This is a genomic window from Nonomuraea sp. NPDC059023 (assembly GCF_042740095.1).
GTDB lineage: Bacteria > Actinomycetota > Actinomycetes > Streptosporangiales > Streptosporangiaceae > Nonomuraea.
Genome location: NZ_JBHYIO010000044.1, coordinates 16,804 through 41,584 on the forward strand (window position 1 = coordinate 16,804; position 24,781 = coordinate 41,584).

Here is a 24,781-nt window from a genome sequence, read left to right on the forward strand (position 1 = left end):
GAATCTGGCCGCGTGGCTTCGTTCGTCTGGCTAGGGTTTCTCCAGTACGGGGCCACTTGCCATCAAGGCATGTGCGGCTCTCGCCTCTGCTGCACAGTGGCGAAATACGGCGACGGACGCGAACGACAGTTCCCGACACCGGTTGCCATTGGTGACCTTGAAAGTGAAGACTTCGAGGACTTCACGATCCACCACGGGCTCGACCTGATCACTTCATGAAGGCGGCAGAGGTAGAAGAGCGGGCTGCCGCGTGACTTCCGTTCCTCGGGCCTGGCGGCCCTGCGGTACGGGTCCACTTGCCATCGAGGCAGAAGGGGTTCTCGCCTCTGCTGTACAGCACGCAAGTACAGCAACGCACCCGGACGCCGGCTCATCATCACGTACCCCTTCACACGCCTGACCAGCGCCGCGACGTCTCAGCCACCCCTCCGCCGTTCACTCGTAATGAAGGGGTCTCGGGTTCGAATCCCGAAGGCGGCTCCAGGTCAAAGGCCCCCTGTGATGATCACAGGGGGCCTTTTGCTAACACCCTTGCTAACAGGCGCTGCCAGATGCCATCTCATGAATGCTGGGGCAGGAAGCAGAGACTAGGCCGCACAGTCGCTGACCGGTGCACTGTGGGTGGCCGCGCCGACATAGTGGATCTGCTCGGCGCCGTTGGCATCTTTGACACCATAGGTTCCGAAGATTGTTTCGTCGGAGGCGACAACGGGATCTGAGCCAGGAAGCCAGTCATGGCCCCCCTTCCGCACAATTGACCCCCATGTCGTACGAGGTGAGACCGTGAACGTGCGCTGAGTGCACGGCTCGACGATGATCTCCCAGTTTTCAGGTACCTGCCCGGCCGGGGACAGCGATAGAAAGAGGACACGTGCAGTCGCCGAGTTGGCATTTCTAACCATGACCTGCATTCCCTCTGGTAGGGAGTACGTGATCACGGACACGCGGCCGACGAAGTCGGCGTGTCGGCGCATCTCATCCCGGTCCACCTGTGAACGCCATTGCCAGACCCCGAACCCGAGACCGGCAACTGTGACTAGCGCCACGACCAGGTTCAAGCGCTCTGACATCGGGCGATCCAAGATCCAAGCCGAGCCCCAACCGAGAATGACCACGCCGAGTAGGCATCCCCAGACGGGGAGATGTCCGAGTCCAAAGGGCAGGGCGAGGTCGGACATGGCCAGTTGCCCTACGAACGCGAGGGGGACGTAGATGAGAGTCCCGAGAGCAATGAAGAAGTTGACCAGGAGGTCTCCGAGATCCGCGAGCAAGCATGCCTCCGCTGAGGCCCATGATTCCCATGGGGACTAAAGGGGGAACGGCGACAAATGTCGGTAGGTTCCCAGTATGGGGCTAGCCAGCTTCTGGGAATGACCTCTTTGGCCGGAACCATCAGCAAGTCGGAGCAGGCGCCCAGGTAGAAGATTGGACGCCTGGCCGTTGGCTTTCGAGTCGCTAAGAGCGCTGTGATCCTGCGTCGTTCAGGAACTTGGCGAAGATGTCGGCGGCGGCGGTCTCCGCGGAGCGGATCACGTGGGCGTAGACCCGGAGGGTGATCGCGGGGTCAGCGTGGCCGAGGCGGGCCGCGACCACGTGCACGGGGACGCCGGCCAGGAGCAGCATCGTCGCGTGAAGGTGACGAAGATCGTGTAGGCGGATGAGCGGGAGCTTATCCTTGGCCTTCTCGTTGTGAACCTCGATGAGTTTGCGGGGCAGGTTCGTGGCGGTGGTGGGGTAGATGGGGCCGCCCCAGGCGGTGAGAAATACGTGGTCGTCGTTCTCGCCTTGCCATTCGTCACCGAGGCGCTCTTTCTCGGCTTGTTGGGCCTCTTGGTGGTTCTTGAGGACGGTCACGGTGATGTCGTCGATGGTGACGACGCGAGTCCGTCCGCTCTTAGTGGAGCCCTCCAGGCGTTCGCCTTCCACGACCCCTACGGAGCCACTGATGGTGATCTGCTTGCCGTCCATGTCGATATCTGACCAGCGGAGGTTGAGCAGTTCGCCACGACGGGCGCCGGTGTAGGCGGCCAGGTGGAGGAAGGCGAAGAGCCTGTGCTTCTTGGCCACGCGCAGGAACGTGCGGAGCTGGGCCGCCGTCCAGACCGTTCCAGGTGGCTTGATCTCGGGGCGGGGGCGCTTGGCTTTCTCGACCGGTGAACTGCTGATGTACTCGTGAACGAGTACGGCGTCGCGGAACGCGCGGCGGAGGATCGCGTGAGTGTGCGTGACGGTGGAAACTTTCAGCGGCTTGCCGTGCTTGCTGCCCTTGGTGAGCAGGTCACGGTACAGCTTGGTGATCGTGGCGGGCCGTACCGCCTGAAGACGCATCTTGCCGATGAACAGGGTGATGTATAGGCGGATACCCGCGCGGTAGTCCTCCAGAGTGCCCGGCTTGACCTCCATCGCGTGATCCTCGATCCAGATGTCGAGGAACTCGGCGACGGTGATCTCGTTACGGTCTACGTACTCACCGCGCCGGGCCTGCACGCGTCCTTCATCGCGAGCTTCCTTGGCTTCGTCGGCAGTGGAGAAACCGCCGACCCACCGGGGCTTGCTCAGGCCAAGAGTTTCGGGTCTGTCCAGTGAACGGCTCTGGCCCACTTTCGGTGGTGACGGAACGTAATAGCTCGTGTCGGTCCACGGCTATCTCGGCGTGCTGTGTCAGCGTGACGCCGGTGTGACGTAAAGGATCTTGCGAGGCTGGTGTTTCCGCAGTTGGCCGACCTGGCCATCGGCAGCGTTCAAGCCGAGGTCGGAACCGGGGCGATCGTGGTGCATGTCGCGTCCCGGGGCATGCCGGCAGCGTGCCCCGGCTGCGGAACAGTCGGGCGGGTGCACGGCTATGTGAATCGGCAGTTGGCTGATCTGCCGTTGGGCGGGCAGCGGGTGCTGGTGCGGCTACGGTTTCGGCGGTTGAGGTGCGCGACGGTCGGGTGTGAGCGGCAGACGTTCCGGGAGCCGCTTCCCGGGCTGGCCGGACCGTATCAGCGCCGCACGATCGCGTTGGCCACGCAGGTGGGGGCGGTGGTGCGGGAGTTGGCCGGGCGAGCGGGGTCTCGGCTGCTGGCCGTACTGGGAGTCGCGATGTCGCGGCAGACCGCGGTCCGGTCTCTGCTGTCTCTGCCCCTGCCGGTCCGTCCGACGCCGGAGGTGATCGGGGTGGACGACTTCGCGCTCCGTAAACGGCACCGCTACACCACGGTGATCATCGATGCGGTGACGCGGGAGCGGATCGATGTGCTCGCCGATCGTCAGGCCGACACCTTGGAGGCGTGGCTGCGTGCCCATCCCGGTGTGCGGGTGGTGTGCCGGGACAGCAGCGGCGCCTACGCCGAGGCGATCCGCCGGGCCCTGCCTGACGCGGTGCAGGTCGGTGATCGCTGGCATGTCTGGCACAACCTGGCTGAAGCCATGGTCAAGGAGGTCGCCGCGCACTCGCTCTGCTGGGGCAAGAACGGCCCGCCGCCGAAAGAAGGCGTCCGAACCGCCACTACCCGCGAACGCTGGCGGCAGGTCCACGCCCTGCTCGACCAGGGTGTCGGGCTGCTGGAATGCGCCCGCCGCCTGGGCCTTGCGCTCAACACCGTCAAGCGCTACGCCCGGGTCAGCGAACCCGAGCGGCTGGTGCGCGTGCCGAAATACCGGCCCACACTCGTCGACCCGTTCCGCGACCATCTGCGCCAACGCCGGGCCGAAGATCCCGCCGTCCCGGTCCAGCAACTCCTCGCCGAGATCAAGAAGCTCGGCTACACCGGCAGCCAGAACCTGCTCTACCGCTACATCAACCAAGGCCGCGTCGAATGCGACCGGCCCGCGATCTCGCCCAAGCGCCTGGCCGGCCTCCTCCTCACCGAACCGAGCAAGCTCAAGACCCACCACGCCGAGCGGCTGGATACCGCCACCGCCGCCTGCCGCGAGCATGGTCATCTCGACCCCAAGCAGGACAACGACCAGCGACTGACCGCCTGGATCGACCAAGCGCGTCAGGTCGACCTACCCCACCTGCACGCCTTCACCCGCGGGCTGGACTACGACCGAGCCGCCATCAACGCCGCCCTCACCCTCCCGTTCCACAACGGCGGTACCGAAGGCGTCAACACCAAAACGAAAATGATCAAGAGGCAGATGTACGGGCGAGCCGGCTTCGCGCTCCTTCGCCACCGCATCCTGCTCGGCTAACCACGATCCGTCACCACCGAAAGCGGGCCAGAGCCGTTCTTTGTACAGTCCCATTACCAAGAAATCATGAAGAATCTGCGAACTCCGCGAGTATGTCGTGGGCGGTCTGTGCGGGGTTCGGTAGGGCGATATGGGGGGCCATGCAATCGACAATGTCCGCATGTGGGGATCCGCAGTGCAGACATGTCCACTTGCCGTGCTCCGTGCTGGCGATGCTCTTGAGGTGTTCGACAGCCGCCTCCGTGCGCACATCACCGACGTTGCGCACCGCAGCGTCGGCCACGCGATTGTCCTTGTCATGTGTGAGTTGGCAGAGGAGGGAGTTGAGCTCCCCGTTCACCGCGTTCGGTAGCCGCATCGCGGCTACACGCCGTAGTTCAACTTGGTCCGATACGGCCCACTCCCTCAGCGGCTCATCGTGCTGTAGTAGTGAGAGAGCAAGCGCAGCAAAGTGCTGATTGTCGCGGAGGGACTCAAGCCGGGGCAGTGCATCTTCCAGCAGTGGGACGGCAATATCTGGAGGAGCGGCCGATAGGGCAGCGGCGGCGACGAAAGATGTCGCCCTGCCCATGAAAAGAGCCTTGGCAAGGCTGCGCGCGGCAACCTCGGGAGTATCGATGGTGTGCCAGCGTACGAGGCGTCGGCGTTCAGACGCGATGTCCAGTGCCGTAAACGCTCTAATGCCACACTGCGCGACACGTCGCTGCATGATCGCGGCTTCTGCGGAAATGCGGGCTAGATCGAATCCGCCAAGGGTGAGGATGACATCGACAAACTCCAGCCAGGCTGAATACGCCTCTCGGCGAGGCCAAGCGCTGAGGTCATCCAACCTCAGCGACGTGATGAGTACGGCGAGTTCGTCGAGTCGCGCTGCTTGGGCGACATCCAACTCCGCGGCACACGAGAGGTGTGCGAGATAATCAAGGACGCGCGCCTCTCCCTCCCAATCGTGATCCTTCAACCACTCCAAAGTGCGCTTAAGATTGCGCGCCTCTTGAGTGAGAATGTCATTTACCTCGTCGTCAAAACCAGCACCGCGCAGCGCACTGAGCAAACGCTTGCGCAGACCTATGGATGCGTTCTGAAGCATCTCTACGATGAGCCCTGTCGCCTCATCCACATGGCTCAGAAGCCGGCGCGCTACCGCCTCAATCACCTCGTCATACAGATCGTCCCCAAGAGTCCATGGGACCCCCGATGTGGCGGTGAGATCTCGATCCGGCAATTGTCGAAGGCGATTAGTGCGAAGCGTATTCAGCAGGGCCTCGTTGTCTGCCGAGTCGGATGAGACGCGTAGCGCCATCGCCGCCTTCGCGATGACTTGATGCTCAAGCGGATATTGCGCCAGCACCTCACCTGTGTGACGCAGGGTGTCGTACTCGCTCACCAATCCCAGCATCGCAACGTAGGATGTCCATCCGTGTCTATCCGGGCTCGCGGCATCCTTCGTTAAGGCAGCGGCGAGTCGTACCCGACCCTCGTCGGATATGCGTGCATGCTGGCGGACAGCGGTGCTGGCAGCGATCAGCAACTCGTGCTCGCCGCTGTCACACGCTGCGGTTAGCAGCTTCTCGCACGCGATGTCGCTCATTGCGGCAGCGAGGATGAGGGGCTCGTGCCGTCGGTCACGGATGCGTACGTCGACCCATGCGGCAACGGCCTCCGGTGGCCGTTTGCTGGCTTGGACGGCGTCGCCAATGTCGAGGAACAGTTCCATCCGTGGCGCGATGATCTCATCCGCACCGCGGATGACGAATACTCCAATTTCATCCCAGAAGTGCACAACGGCTCTCGCGCTGGACGCAGCGGCGCCTGAGGGGAGACCCCAGTCGCGTATCAAGGCGGTGGCGACCGCCTCCTGCACGGTCGCCAATCGTGCCTGGCCGCCAGCGTCCCCGAGAACACCGGCCTCGACTGCGAACGCGGCCAGGGTCGCGTTCGCAGAGTCGTGCTCGTTGAGAGTCGCTAGTCGAACACCGGGGTCGCGATGCGCCTCGCGGCGTCGTACGGCGGCCTTGACTACCCCGTGCAGGATCTCGGCGCGCGTTACAGGCAGGGCTCCGTTGCTTCGGTCGCCCGCAAGCAACGCCAACAGCACTGGCATGAGTGCTGTTTCGCCCAGCACACGGTCCCTGTCGAGGATCGCTGCGACCCACTCGACCCGCCGTTCCACCCACGCGTCAGAATCCGGTGCCTGGCGAGCGGCCGCTACTGCCGCAAGGACGGCCCGGACAGCTCGTTTGGGCTCCTTCGGTTTGACGAGGCGCAGTTCGTCCCACCCAAGCGTGGCTGCTTGGGCGTAGGCGACATCGCGCGTCGCAAGCAATACCGGCACATCCGCGCTAATTCCACCACATAGGTTTTCTATCTCGGACACAACCGTCCCGCGGCGGTCGTGTGTCTCATCGAGTGAGTCCAGCAGAAGCGCTGTCGCACCCGACCGCAGCCCGTGCTCAAGCGCCGCGCGGACCAGTGGTCGATCGATCGCCGGTACGTCTTTTACGGCGGTATCCAGCACGCGGTCGGGCAAATCCGCTGGACCGGTCCCGCGCATCGACGTCCCGCAAGGAGACCACCAGCGGGAGGGGCGCGCCCGCCGCATCGACGAGCACCGCTGCTGCCGCTGACATCGTGACGCTCTTTCCGCCGCCTGGTAGCCCTGTAAGCAGCACGCGTCGACGGCGAAGCAATGACCACGGCAGCGGCTCGACTTCACGTTCATCCGCACCCGCCGGCACGCATTCCGTTACTGAATCCACTTCTGCCAGCGGAATCGGTGGCGTGTCGGCGCCGAGTGGCCGCAAGTCGACCATAGTGCCGCGCGACCGCAGCAGATCCCGATATCTGTCCAACGCCTCTGCTTGTCGGGCCACATCTGCCGCCGGGGTCCCGTAGCCAGCGACCCGATACCCTTCCTCCTGCAGGAGGCGAACCCAGCCTTCGACACCGAACCCACCCCGCAGTCGTCCCACTCTGCCGCAATGCGCAACCAAATCACGCCAGGCTCGTACTGCCACGTCGCCGCCGAGGACTCGCCCAAGTAAATGCCGAGCAAGATTGGCCCCTGACGACTGCTCCTCCTCCACATCGAGGATCGTGATCACCGCGCACCGACGTACGAGCCGCCGCTGCTGTGACGTCAGGCCAGACAGCATCTGGTCGAGCGCCTTCAGCGCCTCCTTCTCCTGTCCCGTGAACGCCCCAGGCTCGTCGGTCTTGCATCGATCGAGCGCTCGTGCCAGCGTACGTACAGGCCCGCTAGCAGCACCGGTTACCAGGACCAGTCGGTCACGCGTAACGTCCAGTCCTGACATCGCCGCGTCGCGCCACTGCGCTACAGCATTACGCAACACACGGCCGGAGCGCAGCGTGCGCTTTGCCTGAACCTGCGCCTTATGACCGCCAGCGAGCGTTACCCGAACATCGTCGGCGTGCTCGTCCGTCTCAATCGCAACTGCCACGACTTGCGCCAAGGTGAGGGCAAATCCGAACTCCGGCAGCGCCTCGCCCGCCAGGGCGTGCGCCACGGCGTACGCTGCCACGGCTCGCCGGTACTCCACACCCCCGTCCCCGCTCGCCCCTCCGATCGGGGCACGCGGGACCGACACTTTCAGATGAGCCATAGCAGGCAGACTAAAGGACCCAACTTTGATCAGATGGCAACTGCCGTTAGGAGCGCGGGATCTCCGGTGGTGGTGAAGTCGGCAACTCCCCTACGCCCGGAGGTCCTTTTCGCGATCAGCTATTCTCTCAGGGAGTCGAGGCCACGCCATCACTGTAGGGAGCTCAAAGAGGCTTTGCGCCGTATCCCGCTCATTTCTATAGGGCGCTCACGCTGATCCACGGCATGACAACGAACGTCACTTGCTGAGGCCGTGACGATCGCGGACTTCGGCTCTCGCCGTCCGTTGCTGGGGCGATCGACGCCGAGGCCTTCCTTCGTCGGGCCTCGCCACCGAGTGACATTGGCTGAGGTGACAGCAGCGCTGACAGCAATGTCCCCACACGCCGACGCATCCGCGCCACCGTCCACGCGTGCCTGACCACGGTCTCTATCAGCCGAGCAGGCTGATCGGTCCGCCTGAAAAGCGGACGGTCGCGCGGTCACGCTGCCGCAAGGCTTCCCCTCGTCGGGTCTGGTAGCCCTGCGGTGCGGTCTCCTCTGGCCATCGGATGACGTGACTGAGGGCCGGATCTTGCTAACGCGGTTGCTAACAACGGCCTTGGACGAGCACGGACGACAGTAGGCCGGGCCAAGCGCATCGGGTGGATGTGACCAGCGCGCGGAGCCTCTAGTGGACGGCGCTGGACGATCATGGAGAATCTCGTAATGAAGGGGTCTCGGGTTCGAATCCCGAAGGCGGCTCCGCAGAAAAAAGGGCCCTTCCGGATGATCCGGGAGGGCCCTTTTCGATCTTGTGCAGATACGAGGACAGCCGCTTGTTCAGGCGCTTGAGGCCTTGCGCGTCTCGGGGGACGACACCGGCGTGTAGACGTTCATCGTGGCCACTAGCTGGAAGTGGCGGAGGATGCTCATCGTCACGCGGGCTGGGCCTGGAGCGAGGCGCGGGGTTCGGCGGGTGTCGTGAACGCGGATACGTGGGACGTCGGCGTTTCGGCAGTGCATGTCGAACGAGAGGTTGAGGGTGCGTGGCTCGATCGGGGTGCCGTGCTTGGTAGTGAACACCAGATCGTTTTCGTGCCAGTCATCGCCCGCGAACTCCTGGTGTGGATGGTGTTTGCGGAGTGGCTGGAGTGGAATCTGATCACCCTGTACTCCATGACCCAGGCAGGCCCAGCAGACCGGCTCCTCCGCATCAAGTCCGGGCCGTGACTGCAGGACAACTCGTGACCGAGGAAGGCCACTGGCGGACGTACGCGCAGCCGGCCTTGACACTCCGTCCCCGGCCCGTCTGCTGCTATGCGGTGTATGGCTTCTCTATTGATCTGTCGGGTGCTGGCAGCGTTTCGCCAGTTGTACGCAATCCGGAGACAGGGACTGACGACCTCTGGTCAGGAGCGTCCCGTTCTGAGGAGGCACCTGCGGATCGCAGGTGTCCCGAACAGCACGCCCATGACGACGGTCCACGCCAACAGCATGGTGGCCGGGTCCCCGGCCACCGGCAATGTGAACAGGAGCACACCCCAGACCGCGACGGCGGCGATGAACACAGTGACGACGATGCGGAGTGCGCGCATACGTTTCAGCCTACCCGCGCAGGACCTCGGCCACCGGCGATGCAGCGGCACCGGCAAACACCACGCGGGTTGTCGGCACGTCGGTCCTCACGCGATCATCCTCGCCACATCGGATGAGAACTCGTTACTTCGGATGAGAACCCACACGGTGGGTTGACGGCGTGCGAGGTGATCAGAGCGCGAGAGCCATTTTCTGATGGATGTCAATAGCGCAATCATTTAATTTCGCTCCAGATCTTTTTAGGCGTTGGATCGATGTCCGTGATCTGCGGGAAGGTGAAGTACCGGTTGCGTGTCCTCAGCGAATGGTCGAAGGCCGCGAGGCGCTACGTCTCATAGACCTTTACCCACTCTTACTTGACGATCTCCAGTCGTAGGGTGCCTACTGGAAAAGAGAACAGTCCTGTGTATCGAGCAGATCGATCGCACCAGCCGAAGACCATGCAAATCTATTCAAGGCCTCTTTCTCTGGAGGTGCGATGGAATAATGCCCTGCGTTGCATCGGTAGATATGATCAACTCCGGGGAGGAAACCATGGTCGCCGTTGCATGTCTTCAGCGATCAACTGCTGCCTATGTGGTCGTCGTTGCGCTCCTACCCTCACCGGTCGTCGCCGTGGAGGATGTCGAGAGAGAGGCGTCGATTGCTGCATGTAATTCCGCACTCGTGGCACCTCCAGGAAGCCTGGTCGGGGACTACTGGCGCTCAAAGGGTGGGGAACGCAGCATCTACGGCTGCCCGACTACTCGGGAGACGGGGTTTCCGGACAAGCGCGGTTCAATTCAGCGGTTCAAGAACGGCCAGATCGCCTGGTCGCCAAATATGGGCGGGGGCAACTTGCTTCGCGTCTATCAAAAGAACGGAAAGATTAACCTCCGGTGGGGTCCGACTTCCCGCGACTGGGACTTCTTTCACGTGCGATGGAACATTAACGCCGATCCGAATCCGGCGCATGAGGTGCAGCTGCGGGTAAAGCGAGAGACGCCGTGGACTGGGGGGTACTCCTTCAACCCCTATCCAAATGTTTCACACCAAGGCGACCGATACGATGTATTCAATTTTTCGTTCCAGGGCTGTGATCGAGGAGTGTTCAGTTCCGATTGTGGCCCTTGGAGCAACGTCAATATCCATACTGTATGGCGCAGTTGACGGATCCGCATACGCCAGGGTCGTGACGATCGTTCACTTCGCCGCTCGCCGTATTCGGCGCCGACGCATCCGCGCCACCGTCCGCACGCCCCTGACCGCAGTCCCGATCTGCCATGCAGGGTGATTGCCCTACCTGAAAAGCGGACCGTCATGCTCGGGGGCTTTCGCCAATGCTCTGTCCGTAGCTTGGCTTGTGACGGATTCGCCAGCGATAGACGACACCTTCGACGGTGATGAGCCTAGAGCCCTTCTTTGGTATGGCCACAAGCGCCTCCGGTCATGATCTGGTCCGCAGAAGGCCACAAGGCGGCCGAGAGCGACGAAAGCTCCGTTGCCGCCTCCGTTCAGGCCTGTTGGATTCGGACCGTGTTGCCTGAGGGGTCGCGGAAGGCGGAGTCGCGTGGGCCCCAGGGGCGGTCGATGGGTTCCTGGAGTACTTCGGCGCCGTATGCCCTTATCTTCTCGAAGGTGGCGTCCAGGTCGTCGGTGCTGAAGACGATCATGGGCAGGATGCCCTTGACCAGCAACTCCTGCAGGGCGTCGCCGTCGGCTTGGGAACGGCCGGCGTGTGGCTGGGACAAAACGAACTCTAGGCCGGGCTGTTTCACGCTGCCGAGAGTGACCCAGCGGGAGACGTCCGAGCCGACGTCGTTGCGCACTTCCAAGCCGAGTGCGTCGCGGTAGAAGGCGAGCGATTCGTCCAGGTCGTTGACGGTGATGTGGCAGTACTGAAGTGCGAGGTTCATGCCGTTGACGCTAGGTGGCGCGGGTCGCTGGTCGCTTCTTCGTTTCTGCTCAGACCGCCTCTGGGTTGAGGCGGGTGATCAGGTTTCGGCGTACGGCGGGCCACTCGGGAGCTATCACCGAGAACATCGCCGAGTCCCGCAACCGCCCTTCTTCTCCGGGGGCCCAGGAGAGGGACCAGCTCCGCAGTACACCCTCGAAGGTCGCGCCGAGTCGTTCGAGGGCACGGCGGGAGCGCTCGTTACGGGTGTCCGTTTTGAGGTCGACGCGCTCCACGCCCAGCACGTTGAAGGCGTGGTCGAGCATCAGGAGCTTGGCCTCGGCGTTGATGCCGCTGCCCTGGGCGGAGGCGGACAGCCAGGTGAAGCCGATCTCGATGGCGCGCAGGTCCGCGCGTCCGGGCCAGGTGCGCGGGTCCCAGAAGCCGGTGCAGCCTACGGCCGTGCCGTCTTGGGTGCGTACCTGGGCGAACGGGGTCAGGCCTGGGCGGGTCAGCTGGGCGGAGATGTACGACTCGACCTCGTGGGCCCGGGGGACCATGGTGTACGCGTAGGACGAGCGGTCCTCCTCGGCGGCTTTCGCCAGGTCGGGGGCGTGGCCGAGGGCGAGGGGCTCTAGCCTGACGAGGGTGCCGTGCAGCGTGACCATTCGGCGATCATGCCGGACGGCGGCCGATACTTAAAGGAGAATTAAGCACACTTAAGGTCGAACTTCGGGTCTCGACTCGACCGCCGTAACGTGTCAATCTCGGGTCTGAGATGAAAAGAGCATTCGCCCTGGGGCTTCTGTTACTGGCGGCCGCCTGCGCCGCGCCCGAGACCGAGGCGCCGGCCAACTCCGAGGACGTCATGTTCCTGCAGATGATGATCCCCCATCATCGGCAGGGCATCGAGATCGTCAAGCAGGCTCGGGCCAAGCCCGTCCAGGACCAGCTCAAGGTGATGGCGATGGCGATCGAGTCCACGCAAGGGGACGAGGTCAAGAAGATGATGGAGTGGTTACGCTCCTGGGATCAGCCGACCGTCGCGCCTTCTAGTGCCCACGACCATCATGGCGGGATGCCGGAGACGGACCGGGAGAAGATCGAGCGGCTGGCGAAGTCGAAGAACTTCGAGCCTGACTTCCTCAACCTGCTGATCGCGCACCAGGATGACGCCATCCAGATGGCGAAGATTGAGACGATGAACGGGATAAATCCGGACGTGAAGCAGTGGGCTGACCAGATCAGCAAGTCACGTAAGGCCCAGATCGACCAGATGATGGCCCTGCTCAAGAAGAAGCCGTAGAGGCGCTTCGCGGGGGAGCGGGAGGAAAGCCGTGGGGGCGGGGTCAGGGAGAGGCTGTGGGTAGGTTTGTGGTGAAGTCGGTGACGGTCTTTTCGTAGGCTTCCGGGTCGACGTTCCATGATCCGACGTGCCCACCCCCCTGCGTACGCACCACGTTCACCAAATCCGACCGAACCCGTGCAAACTCCAACGCCGGCCCAGGCGGCACCCCAGTGTCGGAGTCGTCCACGAACAGCAGGACCGGCATCCTGAACTCCTGGGCATGCGCCACATGATCCAGCTCAGCCAGCGAGATCCCGGTCCGCCGCTCGATCACGAACCGGCCCACCGACGCCAGCCACAACGGCACACCCTGCTCACGCGCCCCCGCCTCGATCGGCCCCTTCCAGTCCATGACCGGACTGTCCAGGACGATCCCCCTGATCGGCTCCTTGGGGAGCTTCCGGGCAGCCATCGCGACGATCCCGCCGCCCATCGAGTACCCGTAGAGCACCACCCCGCTCGCCCCCTGCGAACGCGCGTAGGAGATGGCGGCCGCCACCTCCTTCCATTCAGAGGCACCGAGGTGGAACTTCCCGTCGGGACCGGCCGGCGCCCCGGTGTCGTTGCGGTAGCTGATCCCCAGCACCCGCATCCCCAGCCTGTGGAAGGCGGGGGTGATCCGCAGCGCCTCGCCGGCGTTCGCGTTGCGCCCGTGCACCGCGATCACCCACGTCTTCGCCTTGCCCTCCGTCTGCCACGCCGGGAACTCGCCCAGTTCCGAGCGGATCTTCACGCTCTTGTACGGCAGGCCGAGCGCCGACCCGGGATCCTCGTTCCCCCACATCCACCGGTCGAGGTAGCCGCGGACCCCGGGTTTCAGCTCGCCCCGCCGTACCTTGAGGACCTCGCGCGTCACCGTCCCGGGACCGGTGGAGATCACCTTGCCCAGCGTGGCGTTGCCGTCCTTCCACGTCAGCCCGTAGGTGCCGGGGGCGGCCGTGTCGCCGCCGCCCTTGAGCGTGACCTGGTCGCCGGTGGCCTCGGTGACCTCGAGCGGGTAGGAGTTCTGGCCGCCCGACGGGTCGATGACCATGCCGGAGTAGTACCAGCCGGCCGCGCCCACTCCGGCCGTGCCGAGTGCCAGGAGGACGGGCACCGTCCACGCCAGAAACCTTTTCATGGCGTGCAAAATACTCCGAAAGCACGCGTAGACGCAGTGCACATAAGGTGATTAGATGACTTGATATGTCGGCCGAAGTCACCCGTCCCACGCTCTCCGACGCGCTTACCGAGCGCATGCTGGAGCTCATCCGCACCGGAGGTCACCGTCCGGGCGACCGGCTGCCCTCGACCAGGGAACTGTCCCAGCGCTTCGCTGTCACCACCCCGACGCTCCGCGAGGCGCTGCGCAGGCTCGAAGCCACCGGCGCGATCGAGATGCGCCACGGCTCCGGCATATACGTCGGCTCCGCCATCGAACGTCTTGTCATGCCCAACCCCAACATGCGCGAGATGCGCGGCGCTCAGCTCGTCGAGCTGCTCGGCGCCCGCATCGTCATCGAGCCGCCGCTGGCGGCCATGGCCGCGCAGCACGCCACCGCCGAGGGCATCGCCGCACTGCGCACGATGCTCGACGAGGCGGCGCTCCACCTGCGCGGCGAGGACGCCGAACTGCACGACGCCAACATGACCTTCCACCGGGCCACCGCCCGGCTGGCCGGCAACGGCGTCCTGCACGAGATCGTCGACTCGCTGCTGACCGTGCACGCCAACGAGCAGCGGGAGATCCTGCAGATCTTCGATGACCGGCGGCGTGACTACGACGAACACCTGGCGATCCTCGAAGCGATCGAGGCAGGTGACCCCCAGGCCGCTGAGCGGCTGATGAAGGCCCATCTCGCGGACGTGAAGAGCGTCGTCGAGCTGAGGCTGCACCATCCCCCCATGGAGTAAGGAGTCCGGCATGCGCACTCTGGCCGCGCTCGGATTGGCCGCCACCCTGACGCTGGCGGCCTGCGGTGGCAACGACGCCGCAGCACCGCAGAAGAAGAGCGAGCTGTCGCTCTACAACGACAAAGGCGCCTGGAGCAAGTATTTCGACGGCATGGGCGCCCTGTCCAAGCAGCAGATCAGCCTGTCGATGAAGCCGGTGGGTTACACCGACTCGGCGCAGTACCAGGCGTTCATCAAGGCCTCGTTCCGCACCGACGTGAAGCCCGACCTGTTCACCTGGCAGACCGGGGGGATGCTCGAAGAGATCGTCAAGCAGAAGCAGGTCGCCGACACCACCGCCGTCTGGCAGGAGGCGATCAAGGCGGGTGACCTCCCGCAGGATCTCGCGCCCTACTACACGGTCGGCGGCAAGCAGTACTGCGTCCCGCTCAACGTCGCCTACTGGGGCATGTTCTACAACATGCCGGTCTTCGAGAAGCACGGCGTCAAGCCGCCGACCACGTGGGAAGAGCTGATCAAGGCCGCGGACACGCTGAAGAAGGCCGGGGTCACGCCCTTCTACCACACCAGCGTGTTGTTCTCCTTCGTCTGGTTCGAGCAGCTCATGGCAGGAATGGACCCCGACCTGTACGACCGGTTGTCCACCGGCAAGGCCAAGTACACCGACCCGGGCGTGGTCGCGGTGATGGACAAGTGGAAGGAACTCATCGACGCCGGATACTTCGTGAACGCCGGTGACAAGACCGACCCGGCGGACCTGCTGAAGACCGGCAAGACCGCCATGGTCTCCTTCGGCACGTTCTTCAACACGAGCATGACCACCCGCAGCATGGCGCCCGGCAAGGACTACGGCTTCTTCGTCATCCCGAACGTCAACACGTCCCTGCCCAAGACCTCGGTCATCTTCGAGAGCGGCCCGCTCTGCGCGCTGGACAAGGCCGCCGACCCCGAGGCCTCGATGAAGTACCTCAAGTGGTGGACGAGCGCCGGGGCCCAGGAGAAGTGGGCGAGCAGCAGGGGCGACGTCAGCGCCAACCCCAAGGTCACGGTCAAGGACGAAGCGCTCAACGCGATCACGAAGGACGCGGGCAGCGGCAAGTACCGCCTGGTCAACCGCTACTTCGAGGCGACGCCGCCGCCGATCCTGTCGGCCGCGCTCGACGGCTTCGGCAAGTTCGTCTCCGACACCAGCACCACCAAGGAGGTGCTGGAGACGATTCAGAAGGCCGCCGACGAGTACTGGAGCACGCACCAGTGAGAAACGCCCCCATCCTCGGGCGGTTCAGGGGCGGGTACGTGGCCCCGGCGGTCCTCCTGGTCGCCGGGCTCCTGTACGCGCCGTTCCTGTGGACGGCCTACCTCAGCCTCACCGCCTACGACGGCCTGGCCGACCCCGAGTTCGTCGGGCTGCGCAACTTCACCCGGCTCTTCGACGACCCGGCGCTGCTCACCTCGACCAGGAACACGCTGATCTGGGTGGTCGGCACGATGGTGCTCCCGGTCGGGCTGGGCCTGCTGGTGGCGGTGCTGTCCTACGACATCAAGGGCGGGGCCTGGTTCCGGGTGCCGTTCATGCTGCCGTACGCGCTGAGCGGCGCCGGGCTCGGCATGGTCTGGAGCCCGATCCTGTCCCACGACGGCATCGCGAACCTGCTGCTCGGCACCGACACCGCGTACATGCAGGAGGCGCCGCACAACACGGTCGCGATGCTGCTGGTGTGGACGTGGCAGCAACTCGGCGTGAACACGCTGTTGTTCGTGGTCGGCCTGCAGTCGATCCCGAAGGCGCCGATCGAGGCGGCCAGGCTCGACGGGGCGTCGGGCTGGTCGTTGTTCCGGCATGTCATCTGGCCGCTGATGCGCCCGCTGACCGCGGTCGTGGTGGGGCTGGCGCTGGTGGCGGGGCTGAAGACGTTCGACATCGTCTGGGCGATGACGCAGGGCGGGCCCGGACGCAACTCCGAGACGCTGGCGGTGATGATGTACCGCGAGACGTTCGTCGCCACCAAGTACGGCTACGGCTCCGCGGTCGCGGTGCTGCTGACCGTGGTGGCCGGACTGGCCTCCTGGCTCTACCTGAGGAGGCAGGTGCGATGATTCGCCGTCTCGTGCTGGTGGTGCTCGGGCTGATCTGGCTCGGTCCCACCTATCTGCTGCTGGTCAACGCCTCGCGTCCGGCCGACGCCTACGACCCGGCCGGCGCGTGGGTCCCGTCGGGCGACTTCGCGCTGTTCCAGAACTTCTCGACCGCGCTGGAGCGGGTCGACCTCGCCCAGAGCCTGGCGAGCACCGCCCTGTACAGCCTGGTCTCGCCCCTGCTCGGCGTGCTCGTCGGCGCCATGGCCGGGTACACGATCGTGGTGCTCAGGCTGCGCTTCGGCTTCCTGTGGTTCATGCTCATCTTCGGCGGCACGATCTTCCCGTCGCAGATGCTGCTGGTGCCGCTGTTCATCGGCTACAGCGAGGCCGGCCTCTACGACGACCGCTTCGGCATGCTGCTCCTCTACACCGCGATCAACGTGCCGCTGGCCGCGTTCGTGCTGCGCAACTTCTACTCGGGCGTGGCCTTCTCCATCTTCGAGGCCGCCAGGATGGACGGCGCCTCGACCCTGCGCATCTTCTTCCGCATCTACCTGCCGCTGTCGACGAGCGCGCTGGCCGCGGTCTTCATCCTTGAGTTCACCTTCATCTGGAACGACCTGATCTTCGGCCTGGTCCTCACCCAGTCCCAGGACGTGCGACCGGTCATGGTCGCGCTCAACGGCCTGATCACCGACGTTTACGCGGGCACGCCCGTCCCCGTCGGCCTGGCCGCGGGCCTGATGGTCTCGCTGCCGACGGTCGCGTTGTTCCTCGCCACCCAGCGCCTCTTCGCCAGAGGCCTTTCTCTAGGGAGTGTGTGATGACGAGCCGGTTGCTGCAGAGGAGCCTCGGTTCCCCGGACTACGACGGGATCAGGCAGGCGCTGCGGCACGACACCTCGACCCCGGTGATCAGTGTGCGCGGCCTGGAGGTACGGCTGGCCGTACTGCCGTTGTTCACCCATGACGGACGCCAGGCGGTCAGGGTGTCGTGCACCGGATTGATCGGCTCCGACCTGGTCGTGTCGCTGAAGGACGTTGATCAAAAGACCGGCGCCGACGTCACCCTGCTGGTGCCCGAGGTGACCGAGCCCAGGACGTTCACGCTGGAGGTGCGCGACGCCGCCGGCGTGATCGGCTCGGCCGAGGTCACGGTGACGCCGCAGCGCAAGTGGAGCGTCTTCGTCGTGCACCACTCCCACCTGGACATCGGCTACACCGACCCGCAGGGCACCGTCCTGCGCCACCATCTGGAATACCTCGACGCGGCGGTACGGCTGGCCGACGAGACCGCCTCGTGGCCGGACGACGCCAAGTTCCGCTGGACGGTCGAGTCGTCGATGCCCGCGGCGAAGTGGCTGGCCGCCCGCCCGGCCGAGCAGGTGGAACGCTTCAACCGGGCGGCCCGCGAGGGGATCATCGAGGTCACCGCGCTGCCGTTCCAGCTGCACACCGAGGCGTGCTCGACCGAGGAGCTCTACCGGCAGCTGCGGCAGGTCTTCGACTTCCCGGTCAAGTCGGCGATGCACACCGACGTGCCGGGCGCCGTGGTCGGGCTCGTGGACGCGCTCAACGCGGCCGGGGTGCGGTATCTGGCCGCGGCGCACAACTGGGCCGGGCGGTCGGTGCCGTATCTGCACGGCGGCGACAAGCTGACCAGGCCGTTCTGGTGGCAGGCGCCGTCGGGGCAGCGGGTGCTGGTGTGGTTCACCGACACGCCGCACGGCATGGCGTACATGGAGGGCAACACGGTCGGGCTGACCGACTCCTACGAGCTGGCCGACGACCTGCTGCCGCGTTACCTGTCGGCTTTGGCCACCCGGGGGTATCCGTATGGGCCGGGGACGTTCGGGTGGCAGGGGCCGGACGCGCCGCGGGAGCCGTACGAGCTGGATGTGCTGCATCTGCGGGTGCAGGGCGCGCACGCCGACAACGCGGGGCCCTCGATCGTCCCGGCGTCGATCGCGCGGCGCTGGAACGAGCAGTGGGCCTGGCCGAGGCTGCGCTCGGCGGTCAACAGCGACTTCTTCGAGCACGTCGAGGAGCGCTACGGCGACCGGCTGGCCGTGCACGAGGGCGACTGGACCGACTGGTGGGCCGACGGGCTCGGCTCCGGCGCCCGGCCGCTGGGTTATGTGCGGCGGGCGCAGTCCTCGCTCAGGGCCGCCGAGACCCTGCACACGCTGGCCGGTGTCGACGCCACCGAGCAGATCTCGCTGGCCTACGACAAGGTGGCGCTGTTCAACGAGCACACCTGGGGCGCGGCCAACCCGTGGGAGGACGCCGAGGAGGCGGGCGACTCGGGCGGGCTGCAGTGGACCAGGAAGTCGGCCGGGGCCTACGACGCCCAGGACGACGCGGCCGACCTGCTGCACGCGGCCGTCCGCCGGTTCGGCGCGGCGCTGAGCGGGGAGGGCGCGGCTTCGTTCGCGGTGTTCAACCCGGGCACGCACGCCAGGACCGACGTGGTGAAGGCGTTCCTGCCGCGCGACCTCGTGCCCATCGAGGCGCCGATCGCGCTGAAGGACGCCAGGACCGGGCAGATCCTGCCCCACCACGAGGAGGTCGTGCTCCCGGAGGACTGGCCGACGCGGCCGATCGGGCGCCACCTGCACGCGGTGGTCCCCGACGTCCCCGGGTACGGCTACGCCCGCGTGGACGTCGTCGCCGCCGAGACGCAGGCTCCTGAGCCGGTCGAGATGGGCCAGGAACCGGTGATCGAGAACGAGTTCTACCGGGTCACCTACGACCTGCGCGAGGGCTACGTCCGTTCGATCTTCGACAAGGTGGCCGGTCGCGAGCTGGTCAACGCCGACGCCGCCGCCGGGTTCGGCCAGTACGTCTACGACCGCTACGCCACCGCCCCGCATTTCAACCACATGTCCGGACACGTGGGCGCGCACGACCGGACGCTGCTCGGCGACCGGGCCATCGCCAGGAACGCCGCCGTGGTCAAGGCGCAGCGCACCGCGGTCAGCGAGAAGCTCGTCGTGGAGCTGCAGGGCAAGGGCGTCGACTGGCTGCGTACCACGATCGAGCTGCACAAGGGCGTGCCCAGGCTCGACCTGACCTACCAGCTCGCCAAGCAGGGAACTCCGGCGAAGGAGGCGGTCTTCCTGGCCTTCCCGTTCGCCGCGGGCGCCCCGGCGGCCTGGGAGCTGACCGGTGGCGTCGGCGGGCCCGGCGTGCCCCGGGTGCCGGGTTCGGCGGAGTACATGCTGCCGATCCGCCACTGGATCGCCTACGAGGACCCCGAGCTGACCATCGCCTGGGCCACGATGGAGGCGCCGCTGGTGCAGCTCGGCACCATCCACATGCCGTACGCGCCGTTCCCGCCCACGCTGGAGGAGGAGGCGGGCACCGTCTACTCCTGGGCGCTCAACAACATCTGGGACACCAACTTCCCCGCCCAGCAGCAGGGTGAGACCACGTTCCGCTACGCCGTCACCTCGGAGGCCGGAGCCGAGGCCAGGCGCCTGGGCGCGCGGGCCGCGGCGGGGCTGACCGAGCCGTTCATCGGGGTCCTGACGACCGGCGCGGACACGGCGGCGCACGAGTACGTCCGCGTCGACCACCCGGACGTGCTGGTCACGTCGCTGGGCAGGTCGGCGGACGGCCTGGTGGTGCGCCTGCAGTCGCTGGCGCCGCGGCCGGTGGAGGCGCGCGTGACGCTGCCGGGCCTGCGTGAAGCCCAGGTCAGCTCCGGGCTGCGCACCGACCTGGCGCCCGCGGCGGTCGACGGCGAATCGGTCAAGGTCGTGCTGCCCGCCTGCGGGGTGGCCGCCGTTTGGGGGACTTGTGAAGATCGTTGACATCCGGGCGACAACCGTCGCCGTCCCGCTGGAGGCGCCGCTGCGGCACAGCAACGGCGCCCACTGGGGCCGTTTCGTCCGCACGATCGTCGAGGTCGAGGCGGACAACGGGCTGGTCGGGCTGGGCGAGATGGGCGGCGGCGGCGAGAGCGCGCAGGCCGCGTTCAAGGCGCTGCTGCCCTACCTGACCGGCCACGACCCGTTCCAGCTCGAAGCGCTCCGCTTCAAGATCGCCAATCCCACCGCCTCGCTCTACAACAACCGCACGCAGCTGCTCGCGGCCATCGAGTTCGCCTGCCTCGACCTGGTCGGGCAGCACCTCGGGGTGCCCGTGCACGACCTGCTCGGCGGGCGCGTACGCGGCGAGGTGGCCTTCGCCTCCTACCTGTTCTTCCGGTACGCGGCCGAGGGCCACAAGGAGATCAGGACCCCCGACCAACTGGTGGAGCAGGCGCGCGAGCTCAAGCGGGACCACGGCTTCACGGTGCACAAGCTCAAGGGCGGCGTCTTCCCGCCCGGCTACGAGCTGGAGTGCTACCGGGCGCTGGCCGCGGCCTTCCCCGAGGACCGGCTGCGCTACGACCCGAACGCCGTGCTCTCGATGGCCGAGGGCCTGCGGTTCGGCCGGGCCATCGAGGACCTCAACAACGACTACCTGGAGGACCCGGTCTTCGGCCTGGAGGGCCTGCGGCAGGTCCGCGAGCAGGTACGCGTGCCGCTGGCCACCAACACCGTGGTGGTCAACTTCGAGCAGCTCGCCTCGAACGTCATGCGGCGCAGCGCGGACGTGATCCTGCTGGACACGACCTTCTGGGGCGGCATCCGGCCGTGCGTGAAGGCGGCAGGCGTGTGTGAGACGTTCCAGCTCGGCGTGGCGGTGCACTCGTCGGGCGAGCTGGGCATCCAGCTCGCGACCATGCTCCACCTGGGCGCGGTGCTGCCCAACCTCGGGTACGCCGCCGACGCCCACTACCACCAGTTGCGCGACGACGTGATCGAGGGCGGCAAGCTGCCGTACGTGAACGGCGCGATCGCGGTGCCCTCCGGCCCCGGGCTGGGGGTCCGGCTGGACCGCGACAAGGTGGCGCGATACGCCGAGCTCTACCGGGAGACGGGCGGCTATCCGTACGACCGCGATCCGGGCCGTCCGGGGTGGTACGCGCAGGTGCCCAACGAGCGCTTCGCCGACCCTGACATTTCAGTAGAAGTCCAGACATAGTCTCATCCTCATGACGAACACCACTCCCGCTGACAACCTGGTCACCACCCTGCACACCCTCACCTCCGGCCAGCCGTACACGGCCAGGACCGGGACCATGGTGCTGCGGGAGGAGACGTTCACCGACGGCGCCTTCGACGGCCACCAGGCCAAGGCGGAGATGTTCGTCACCGCCTACACGCTCGACGGCGCCGACCCCCTGACGCGCCCCGTCACCTTCGCCTTCAACGGCGGGCCCGGGTCGTCGAGCGTGTGGCTGCATCTCGGGGTGCTCGGCCCCCGCCGGGTGGTCATGGGCGACGCCGGGGCGTTGCTGCCTCCGCCGTACGGGCTGGCCGACAACGCCGAGACGCTGCTCAACGAGAGCGACCTGGTGTTCATCGACCCGGTCTCCACCGGATTCTCCCGGGCCGCCGAGGGCCACAAGCCCGACGCCTACCACGGCTTCACCGGCGACGTGGAGTCGGTGGGGGAGATCATCCGGCTCTGGACCACCCGCAACGGGCGGTGGATGTCGCCCAAGTTCCTGGCCGGGGAGTCCTACGGCACGCTCAGGGCCGCCGCGCTCGCCGACCACCTGCAGACCCGCTACGGCATGTACCTCAACGGGCTCATGCTGATCTCCTCGGTGCTCGACTTCATCACCGGCGAGTTCAACCCGGGCAACGACCTGGCCTACGCCCTCTACCTGCCCACGTACGCGGCCATCGCGCACTACCACGGCCTGCACGGCGAGCGCCCGCTGGCCGAGGTGCTGCGCGAGGCCGAGGAGTACGCCGCCCGCGACTACCCGTGGGCCCTGGCCCGCGGCAACCGCCTCACCACCGAGGAACGCGCCGCCGCCGTCGCCAAGGTCGCCGCGCTCACCGGCCTCGGCGCGGACTACGTCGACCGGGTCGACCTGCGCCTGGAGCACATCCGCTTCTTCACCGAGCTGCTGCGCTCGCGTCGCCGGATCGTGGGCCGCCTCGACGGCCGCTTCACCGGCTGGGACGAGGACGGCGGCCGCGAGCACTTCGACCGCGACCCCAGCATGAGCGCGATCGTCGGTCCCTACAGCGCCGCGCTCAACCACTACCTGCGTGCCGACCTCGGATACACCAGCGACCTGCCCTACGAGATCCTCACCGGCCGGGTGCAGCCCTGGTCGTACAAGGAGTTCGAGGGTGCCCACGTGCACGCCGCCGACAAGCTGGCGGCGGCCATGCGCGACAACCACCACCTGCGCGTCCACGTGGCCTGCGGGTATCACGACGGCGCCACGCCGTACTTCGCCGCCGAGCATACCTTCGCCCAACTGCGCATCCCGCGGGAGCTGAGCGGCAACGTCGAGTTCAAGTACTACGAGGCCGGCCACATGATGTACGTCCATGAGCCGAGCCGCCTGCGCCAGTCGGCCGACCTGGCCGCCTTCGTCGCGGGCTCACTCCGGTAGCGCCACCGGGACGCCGGACAGCAGGCCGCCGTCCACGCGGTGCTCGGAGCCGGTGATGAACGAGGCCCGATCACTGGCGAGGAACGCGACCAGCTCGGCCACCTCCGCCGGCTGGGCCACCCGGCCCAGCGGGTGGGAGCGGCCCCACTCGGCCACCATCTCCTCCCGCGTGCGCTCGCCCCGCCACAGGTCCGCGGCCCAGCGCAGCATGGGCGTGTCCACCGAGCCGGGGCAGACGACGTTGGCCCTGATGCCGTCGGCGGCGTGGTCGAGCGCCATGGACCTGGTCAGGCCGAGCAGGGCCGCCTTGCTGGTGGAGTAGGCCGCCACCCGCGTCTGCGAGGCGAACGACTGGACGGAGGCGACCACGACGATCGACCCGCCGCCCCGGGCGCGCAGATGCGGGACGGCGGCCTGGCAGGCCAGGTAGACGCCCTTGACGTTGACGTCCATGACCTCGTCCCAGGTCTCCTGCGGGGTGTCCTCGACGGTGCCGTAGCGCTGCACGCCGGCGCAGGTCACCACGATGTCCAGCCCGCCGTGACGGGAGACCGCCAGCTCGGCCAGCTCGCGCATCCGCCCGACGTCGCGCACGTCGGCCGCGATCCCGGTCACCCGCTCGCCCTCCACGGGCACGCCCTCGCCGAGGCCGCAGAAGACCACCGAGGCCCCGCCGGCGACCAGCCGGTCGACGACCGCCCGCCCGATGCCCGTGGAGCCACCGGTCACCAGCGCCACCTTGCCGTCGACATCTTTCATGCCAGCACCTCCGCGCGCCATCTCAGCACTTTGCTCTCGTACGGCCCCAGCGCCATCGCCGTGCCGTTGCCCACGGCCGCCGCCAGCCCGTCGGTCGGCATGCCGGCGAACGGTTCGAGCCCGAGCACGTAGGCCCGGCCCCACCAGGGATAGTCCACCGAAGCACCGAACTCCTGCCACATCCACAGATACGGCAGCACCCCGGCATCCCATTCCACCCGCATGCCGATCTCTCCCGAGATCTCATACCAGCCTTCGGTGAAGCCGGTCAGGTACAGCACGTCGCTCGGCGAGCCGGGCTCCTGCACCACGCCCAGATCGGTCGTGCCGCCGGCGCCGTCGGGCACCAGCGGCCAGTCCCAGGGGCCGCCCGGCGCGACCCTGCGGCCCGCCGGGTTGATGGCCGTGTCGTGCGGGACCACCTTCACGCCGCCGGGCAGCGTGATCCGGTGGCCGGGCTTGAGGAACGGCGCGCCGTACACGATGTGCTGGCCCCACATGGCGTGCAGGGGCAGGCCGCTGTCGTTGCTCGCCCGGCCCTCGACCTCCAGCGCGGGTGATCCGGCCGCGAGCGTGAGCGTCCTTTCCAGCCGGTACGGCAGGCGCCGGGTGCGCACGCTGAGCCGTACGGAGACCCGCTCGGGTGTGTCGGCCACGACCGCGCACTCCCACGGCAGCCCCGACACCTCGCCGTGCTGGGCCAGGCGGGCGCCCCGGTAGAGGCTGGGCGCGCCGCCGCTGGGGAAGATCTCCTGCCAGCCGCCCTCGTAGTGGTCGATGAACTGGGCCACGTCGTCGGCGGCGCCCTGAAGGTGCGCGGCGGGGGCGCGCAGACCCTGCGGGGAGAGCCAGACGAAGTCGGTGTCGGTCGGCTTGTGCAGAAACTCGACGACGTCGCCGCCCTTGCCCGGCAGGACGGTGACGCGGAGAAGCTCGTTCTCCAGCGTCACCGCGTCCATGCCGTCAAGGGCGAAGCGACGAA

The 24,781-nt window shown here is 66.6% G+C and carries 22 protein-coding genes; 12 read left to right on the top strand and 10 right to left on the bottom strand.

From position 1 onward, the window contains the following. Positions 1–12 precede the first annotated feature (12 nt). Entirely contained in the window at positions 13–219 is a 207-nt protein-coding gene (locus ACFWYW_RS48810; protein ID WP_379627222.1) for a hypothetical protein, read from the top strand. Between the two features lie 368 nt (positions 220–587). On the opposite strand, the gene ACFWYW_RS48815 is transcribed toward ACFWYW_RS48810, so the two are convergent. Both ACFWYW_RS48815 and ACFWYW_RS48820 read right to left on the bottom strand, forming a co-directional pair. After that, a complete protein-coding gene (locus tag ACFWYW_RS48815) occupies positions 588–1,271 on the bottom strand; it encodes a hypothetical protein (protein ID WP_379627220.1) in 684 nt (227 codons plus the stop codon). Between the two features lie 184 nt (positions 1,272–1,455). Next, positions 1,456–2,601 (bottom strand): tyrosine-type recombinase/integrase, encoded by a 1,146-nt coding sequence (locus ACFWYW_RS48820; RefSeq protein ID WP_379627218.1) that lies wholly within the window; start codon positions 2,599–2,601, stop codon positions 1,456–1,458. Positions 2,602–2,703: 102 nt separating this feature from the next. Here ACFWYW_RS48820 and ACFWYW_RS48825 point away from each other — a divergent pair, with 102 nt between their 5' ends. Further along, positions 2,704–4,179 carry an ISL3 family transposase gene (locus tag ACFWYW_RS48825; protein WP_379641310.1) on the top strand — a complete coding sequence of 492 codons (1,476 nt, stop codon included), beginning with the start codon at positions 2,704–2,706 and terminating at the stop codon, positions 4,177–4,179. A 64-nt stretch (positions 4,180–4,243) separates the two neighbouring features. Here the strand turns inward: ACFWYW_RS48825 and ACFWYW_RS48830 are convergent, their stop codons facing one another. Both ACFWYW_RS48830 and ACFWYW_RS48835 read right to left on the bottom strand, forming a co-directional pair. Continuing rightward, the gene (locus ACFWYW_RS48830; RefSeq protein ID WP_379611996.1) at positions 4,244–6,697 is read right to left on the bottom strand and encodes a hypothetical protein; all 2,454 of its coding nucleotides are present in this window, start codon (positions 6,695–6,697) and stop codon (positions 4,244–4,246) included. Beyond that, positions 6,633–7,721 carry a hypothetical protein gene (locus ACFWYW_RS48835; RefSeq protein ID WP_379611995.1) on the bottom strand — a complete coding sequence of 363 codons (1,089 nt, stop codon included), beginning with the start codon at positions 7,719–7,721 and terminating at the stop codon, positions 6,633–6,635. Before ACFWYW_RS48835 ends, ACFWYW_RS48830 begins: the two co-directional genes overlap by 65 nt. 1,043 nt (positions 7,722–8,764) lie before the next feature. Between ACFWYW_RS48835 and ACFWYW_RS48840 the strand changes: the two genes are divergently transcribed. Then, positions 8,765–9,013 (top strand): hypothetical protein, encoded by a 249-nt coding sequence (locus tag ACFWYW_RS48840; protein ID WP_379611994.1) that lies wholly within the window; start codon positions 8,765–8,767, stop codon positions 9,011–9,013. Positions 9,014–9,192: 179 nt separating this feature from the next. Here the strand turns inward: ACFWYW_RS48840 and ACFWYW_RS48845 are convergent, their stop codons facing one another. Further along, positions 9,193–9,378 (bottom strand): hypothetical protein, encoded by a 186-nt coding sequence (locus ACFWYW_RS48845; RefSeq protein WP_379611993.1) that lies wholly within the window; start codon positions 9,376–9,378, stop codon positions 9,193–9,195. Positions 9,379–9,889: 511 nt separating this feature from the next. Between ACFWYW_RS48845 and ACFWYW_RS48850 the strand changes: the two genes are divergently transcribed. After that, positions 9,890–10,528, top strand: coding sequence for an LGFP repeat-containing protein (locus tag ACFWYW_RS48850; protein ID WP_379611992.1), 639 nt, complete (start codon positions 9,890–9,892; stop codon positions 10,526–10,528). Between the two features lie 344 nt (positions 10,529–10,872). On the opposite strand, the gene ACFWYW_RS48855 is transcribed toward ACFWYW_RS48850, so the two are convergent. Both ACFWYW_RS48855 and ACFWYW_RS48860 read right to left on the bottom strand, forming a co-directional pair. Further along, positions 10,873–11,274: a VOC family protein gene (locus tag ACFWYW_RS48855; protein WP_379611991.1), complete on the bottom strand. Its 402-nt coding sequence runs from the start codon at positions 11,272–11,274 to the stop codon at positions 10,873–10,875. 49 nt (positions 11,275–11,323) lie between these two features. Further along, the gene (locus tag ACFWYW_RS48860; protein ID WP_379611990.1) at positions 11,324–11,920 is read right to left on the bottom strand and encodes a GNAT family N-acetyltransferase; all 597 of its coding nucleotides are present in this window, start codon (positions 11,918–11,920) and stop codon (positions 11,324–11,326) included. A 110-nt stretch (positions 11,921–12,030) separates the two neighbouring features. On the opposite strand from ACFWYW_RS48860, the gene ACFWYW_RS48865 reads away from it, so the two are divergent. Next, positions 12,031–12,558, top strand: coding sequence for a DUF305 domain-containing protein (locus tag ACFWYW_RS48865; RefSeq protein ID WP_379611989.1), 528 nt, complete (start codon positions 12,031–12,033; stop codon positions 12,556–12,558). A gap of 43 nt (positions 12,559–12,601) precedes the next feature. On the opposite strand, the gene ACFWYW_RS48870 is transcribed toward ACFWYW_RS48865, so the two are convergent. Then, positions 12,602–13,720 (bottom strand): alpha/beta hydrolase, encoded by a 1,119-nt coding sequence (locus ACFWYW_RS48870; protein WP_379611988.1) that lies wholly within the window; start codon positions 13,718–13,720, stop codon positions 12,602–12,604. A gap of 65 nt (positions 13,721–13,785) precedes the next feature. Between ACFWYW_RS48870 and ACFWYW_RS48875 the strand changes: the two genes are divergently transcribed. Genes ACFWYW_RS48875 through ACFWYW_RS48905 form a run of 7 tightly spaced genes read left to right on the top strand, consistent with a single transcriptional unit; the run spans position 13,786 to position 23,040 of the window. Next, a complete protein-coding gene (locus ACFWYW_RS48875) occupies positions 13,786–14,493 on the top strand; it encodes a FadR/GntR family transcriptional regulator (protein ID WP_379611987.1) in 708 nt (235 codons plus the stop codon). Positions 14,494–14,503: 10 nt separating this feature from the next. Continuing rightward, a complete protein-coding gene (locus ACFWYW_RS48880; RefSeq protein WP_379611986.1) occupies positions 14,504–15,751 on the top strand; it encodes an ABC transporter substrate-binding protein in 1,248 nt (415 codons plus the stop codon). Then, positions 15,748–16,590 carry a carbohydrate ABC transporter permease gene (locus ACFWYW_RS48885; protein WP_379611985.1) on the top strand — a complete coding sequence of 281 codons (843 nt, stop codon included), beginning with the start codon at positions 15,748–15,750 and terminating at the stop codon, positions 16,588–16,590. Before ACFWYW_RS48880 ends, ACFWYW_RS48885 begins: the two co-directional genes overlap by 4 nt. Continuing rightward, complete coding sequence (locus tag ACFWYW_RS48890) at positions 16,587–17,396, top strand: carbohydrate ABC transporter permease (RefSeq protein WP_379611984.1); 810 nt, start codon at positions 16,587–16,589, stop codon at positions 17,394–17,396. Before ACFWYW_RS48885 ends, ACFWYW_RS48890 begins: the two co-directional genes overlap by 4 nt. Then, on the top strand, positions 17,396–20,386 hold the full coding sequence (locus ACFWYW_RS48895) for a glycoside hydrolase family 38 C-terminal domain-containing protein (RefSeq protein ID WP_379611983.1): 2,991 nt from the start codon (positions 17,396–17,398) through the stop codon (positions 20,384–20,386). The genes ACFWYW_RS48890 and ACFWYW_RS48895 overlap by 1 nt, the downstream gene beginning before the upstream one ends. Further along, positions 20,373–21,605, top strand: coding sequence for an enolase C-terminal domain-like protein (locus ACFWYW_RS48900; RefSeq protein WP_379611982.1), 1,233 nt, complete (start codon positions 20,373–20,375; stop codon positions 21,603–21,605). The genes ACFWYW_RS48895 and ACFWYW_RS48900 overlap by 14 nt, the downstream gene beginning before the upstream one ends. Positions 21,606–21,615: 10 nt before the next feature. Then, positions 21,616–23,040 (top strand): S10 family peptidase, encoded by a 1,425-nt coding sequence (locus ACFWYW_RS48905; RefSeq protein WP_379611981.1) that lies wholly within the window; start codon positions 21,616–21,618, stop codon positions 23,038–23,040. Here the strand turns inward: ACFWYW_RS48905 and ACFWYW_RS48910 are convergent. Next, entirely contained in the window at positions 23,029–23,799 is a 771-nt protein-coding gene (locus ACFWYW_RS48910; protein WP_379611980.1) for an SDR family NAD(P)-dependent oxidoreductase, read from the bottom strand. The genes ACFWYW_RS48905 and ACFWYW_RS48910 overlap by 12 nt on opposite strands. After that, a complete protein-coding gene (locus ACFWYW_RS48915) occupies positions 23,796–24,758 on the bottom strand; it encodes a DUF4432 family protein (protein ID WP_379611979.1) in 963 nt (320 codons plus the stop codon). Before ACFWYW_RS48915 ends, ACFWYW_RS48910 begins: the two co-directional genes overlap by 4 nt. Positions 24,759–24,781: the final 23 nt, after the last annotated feature.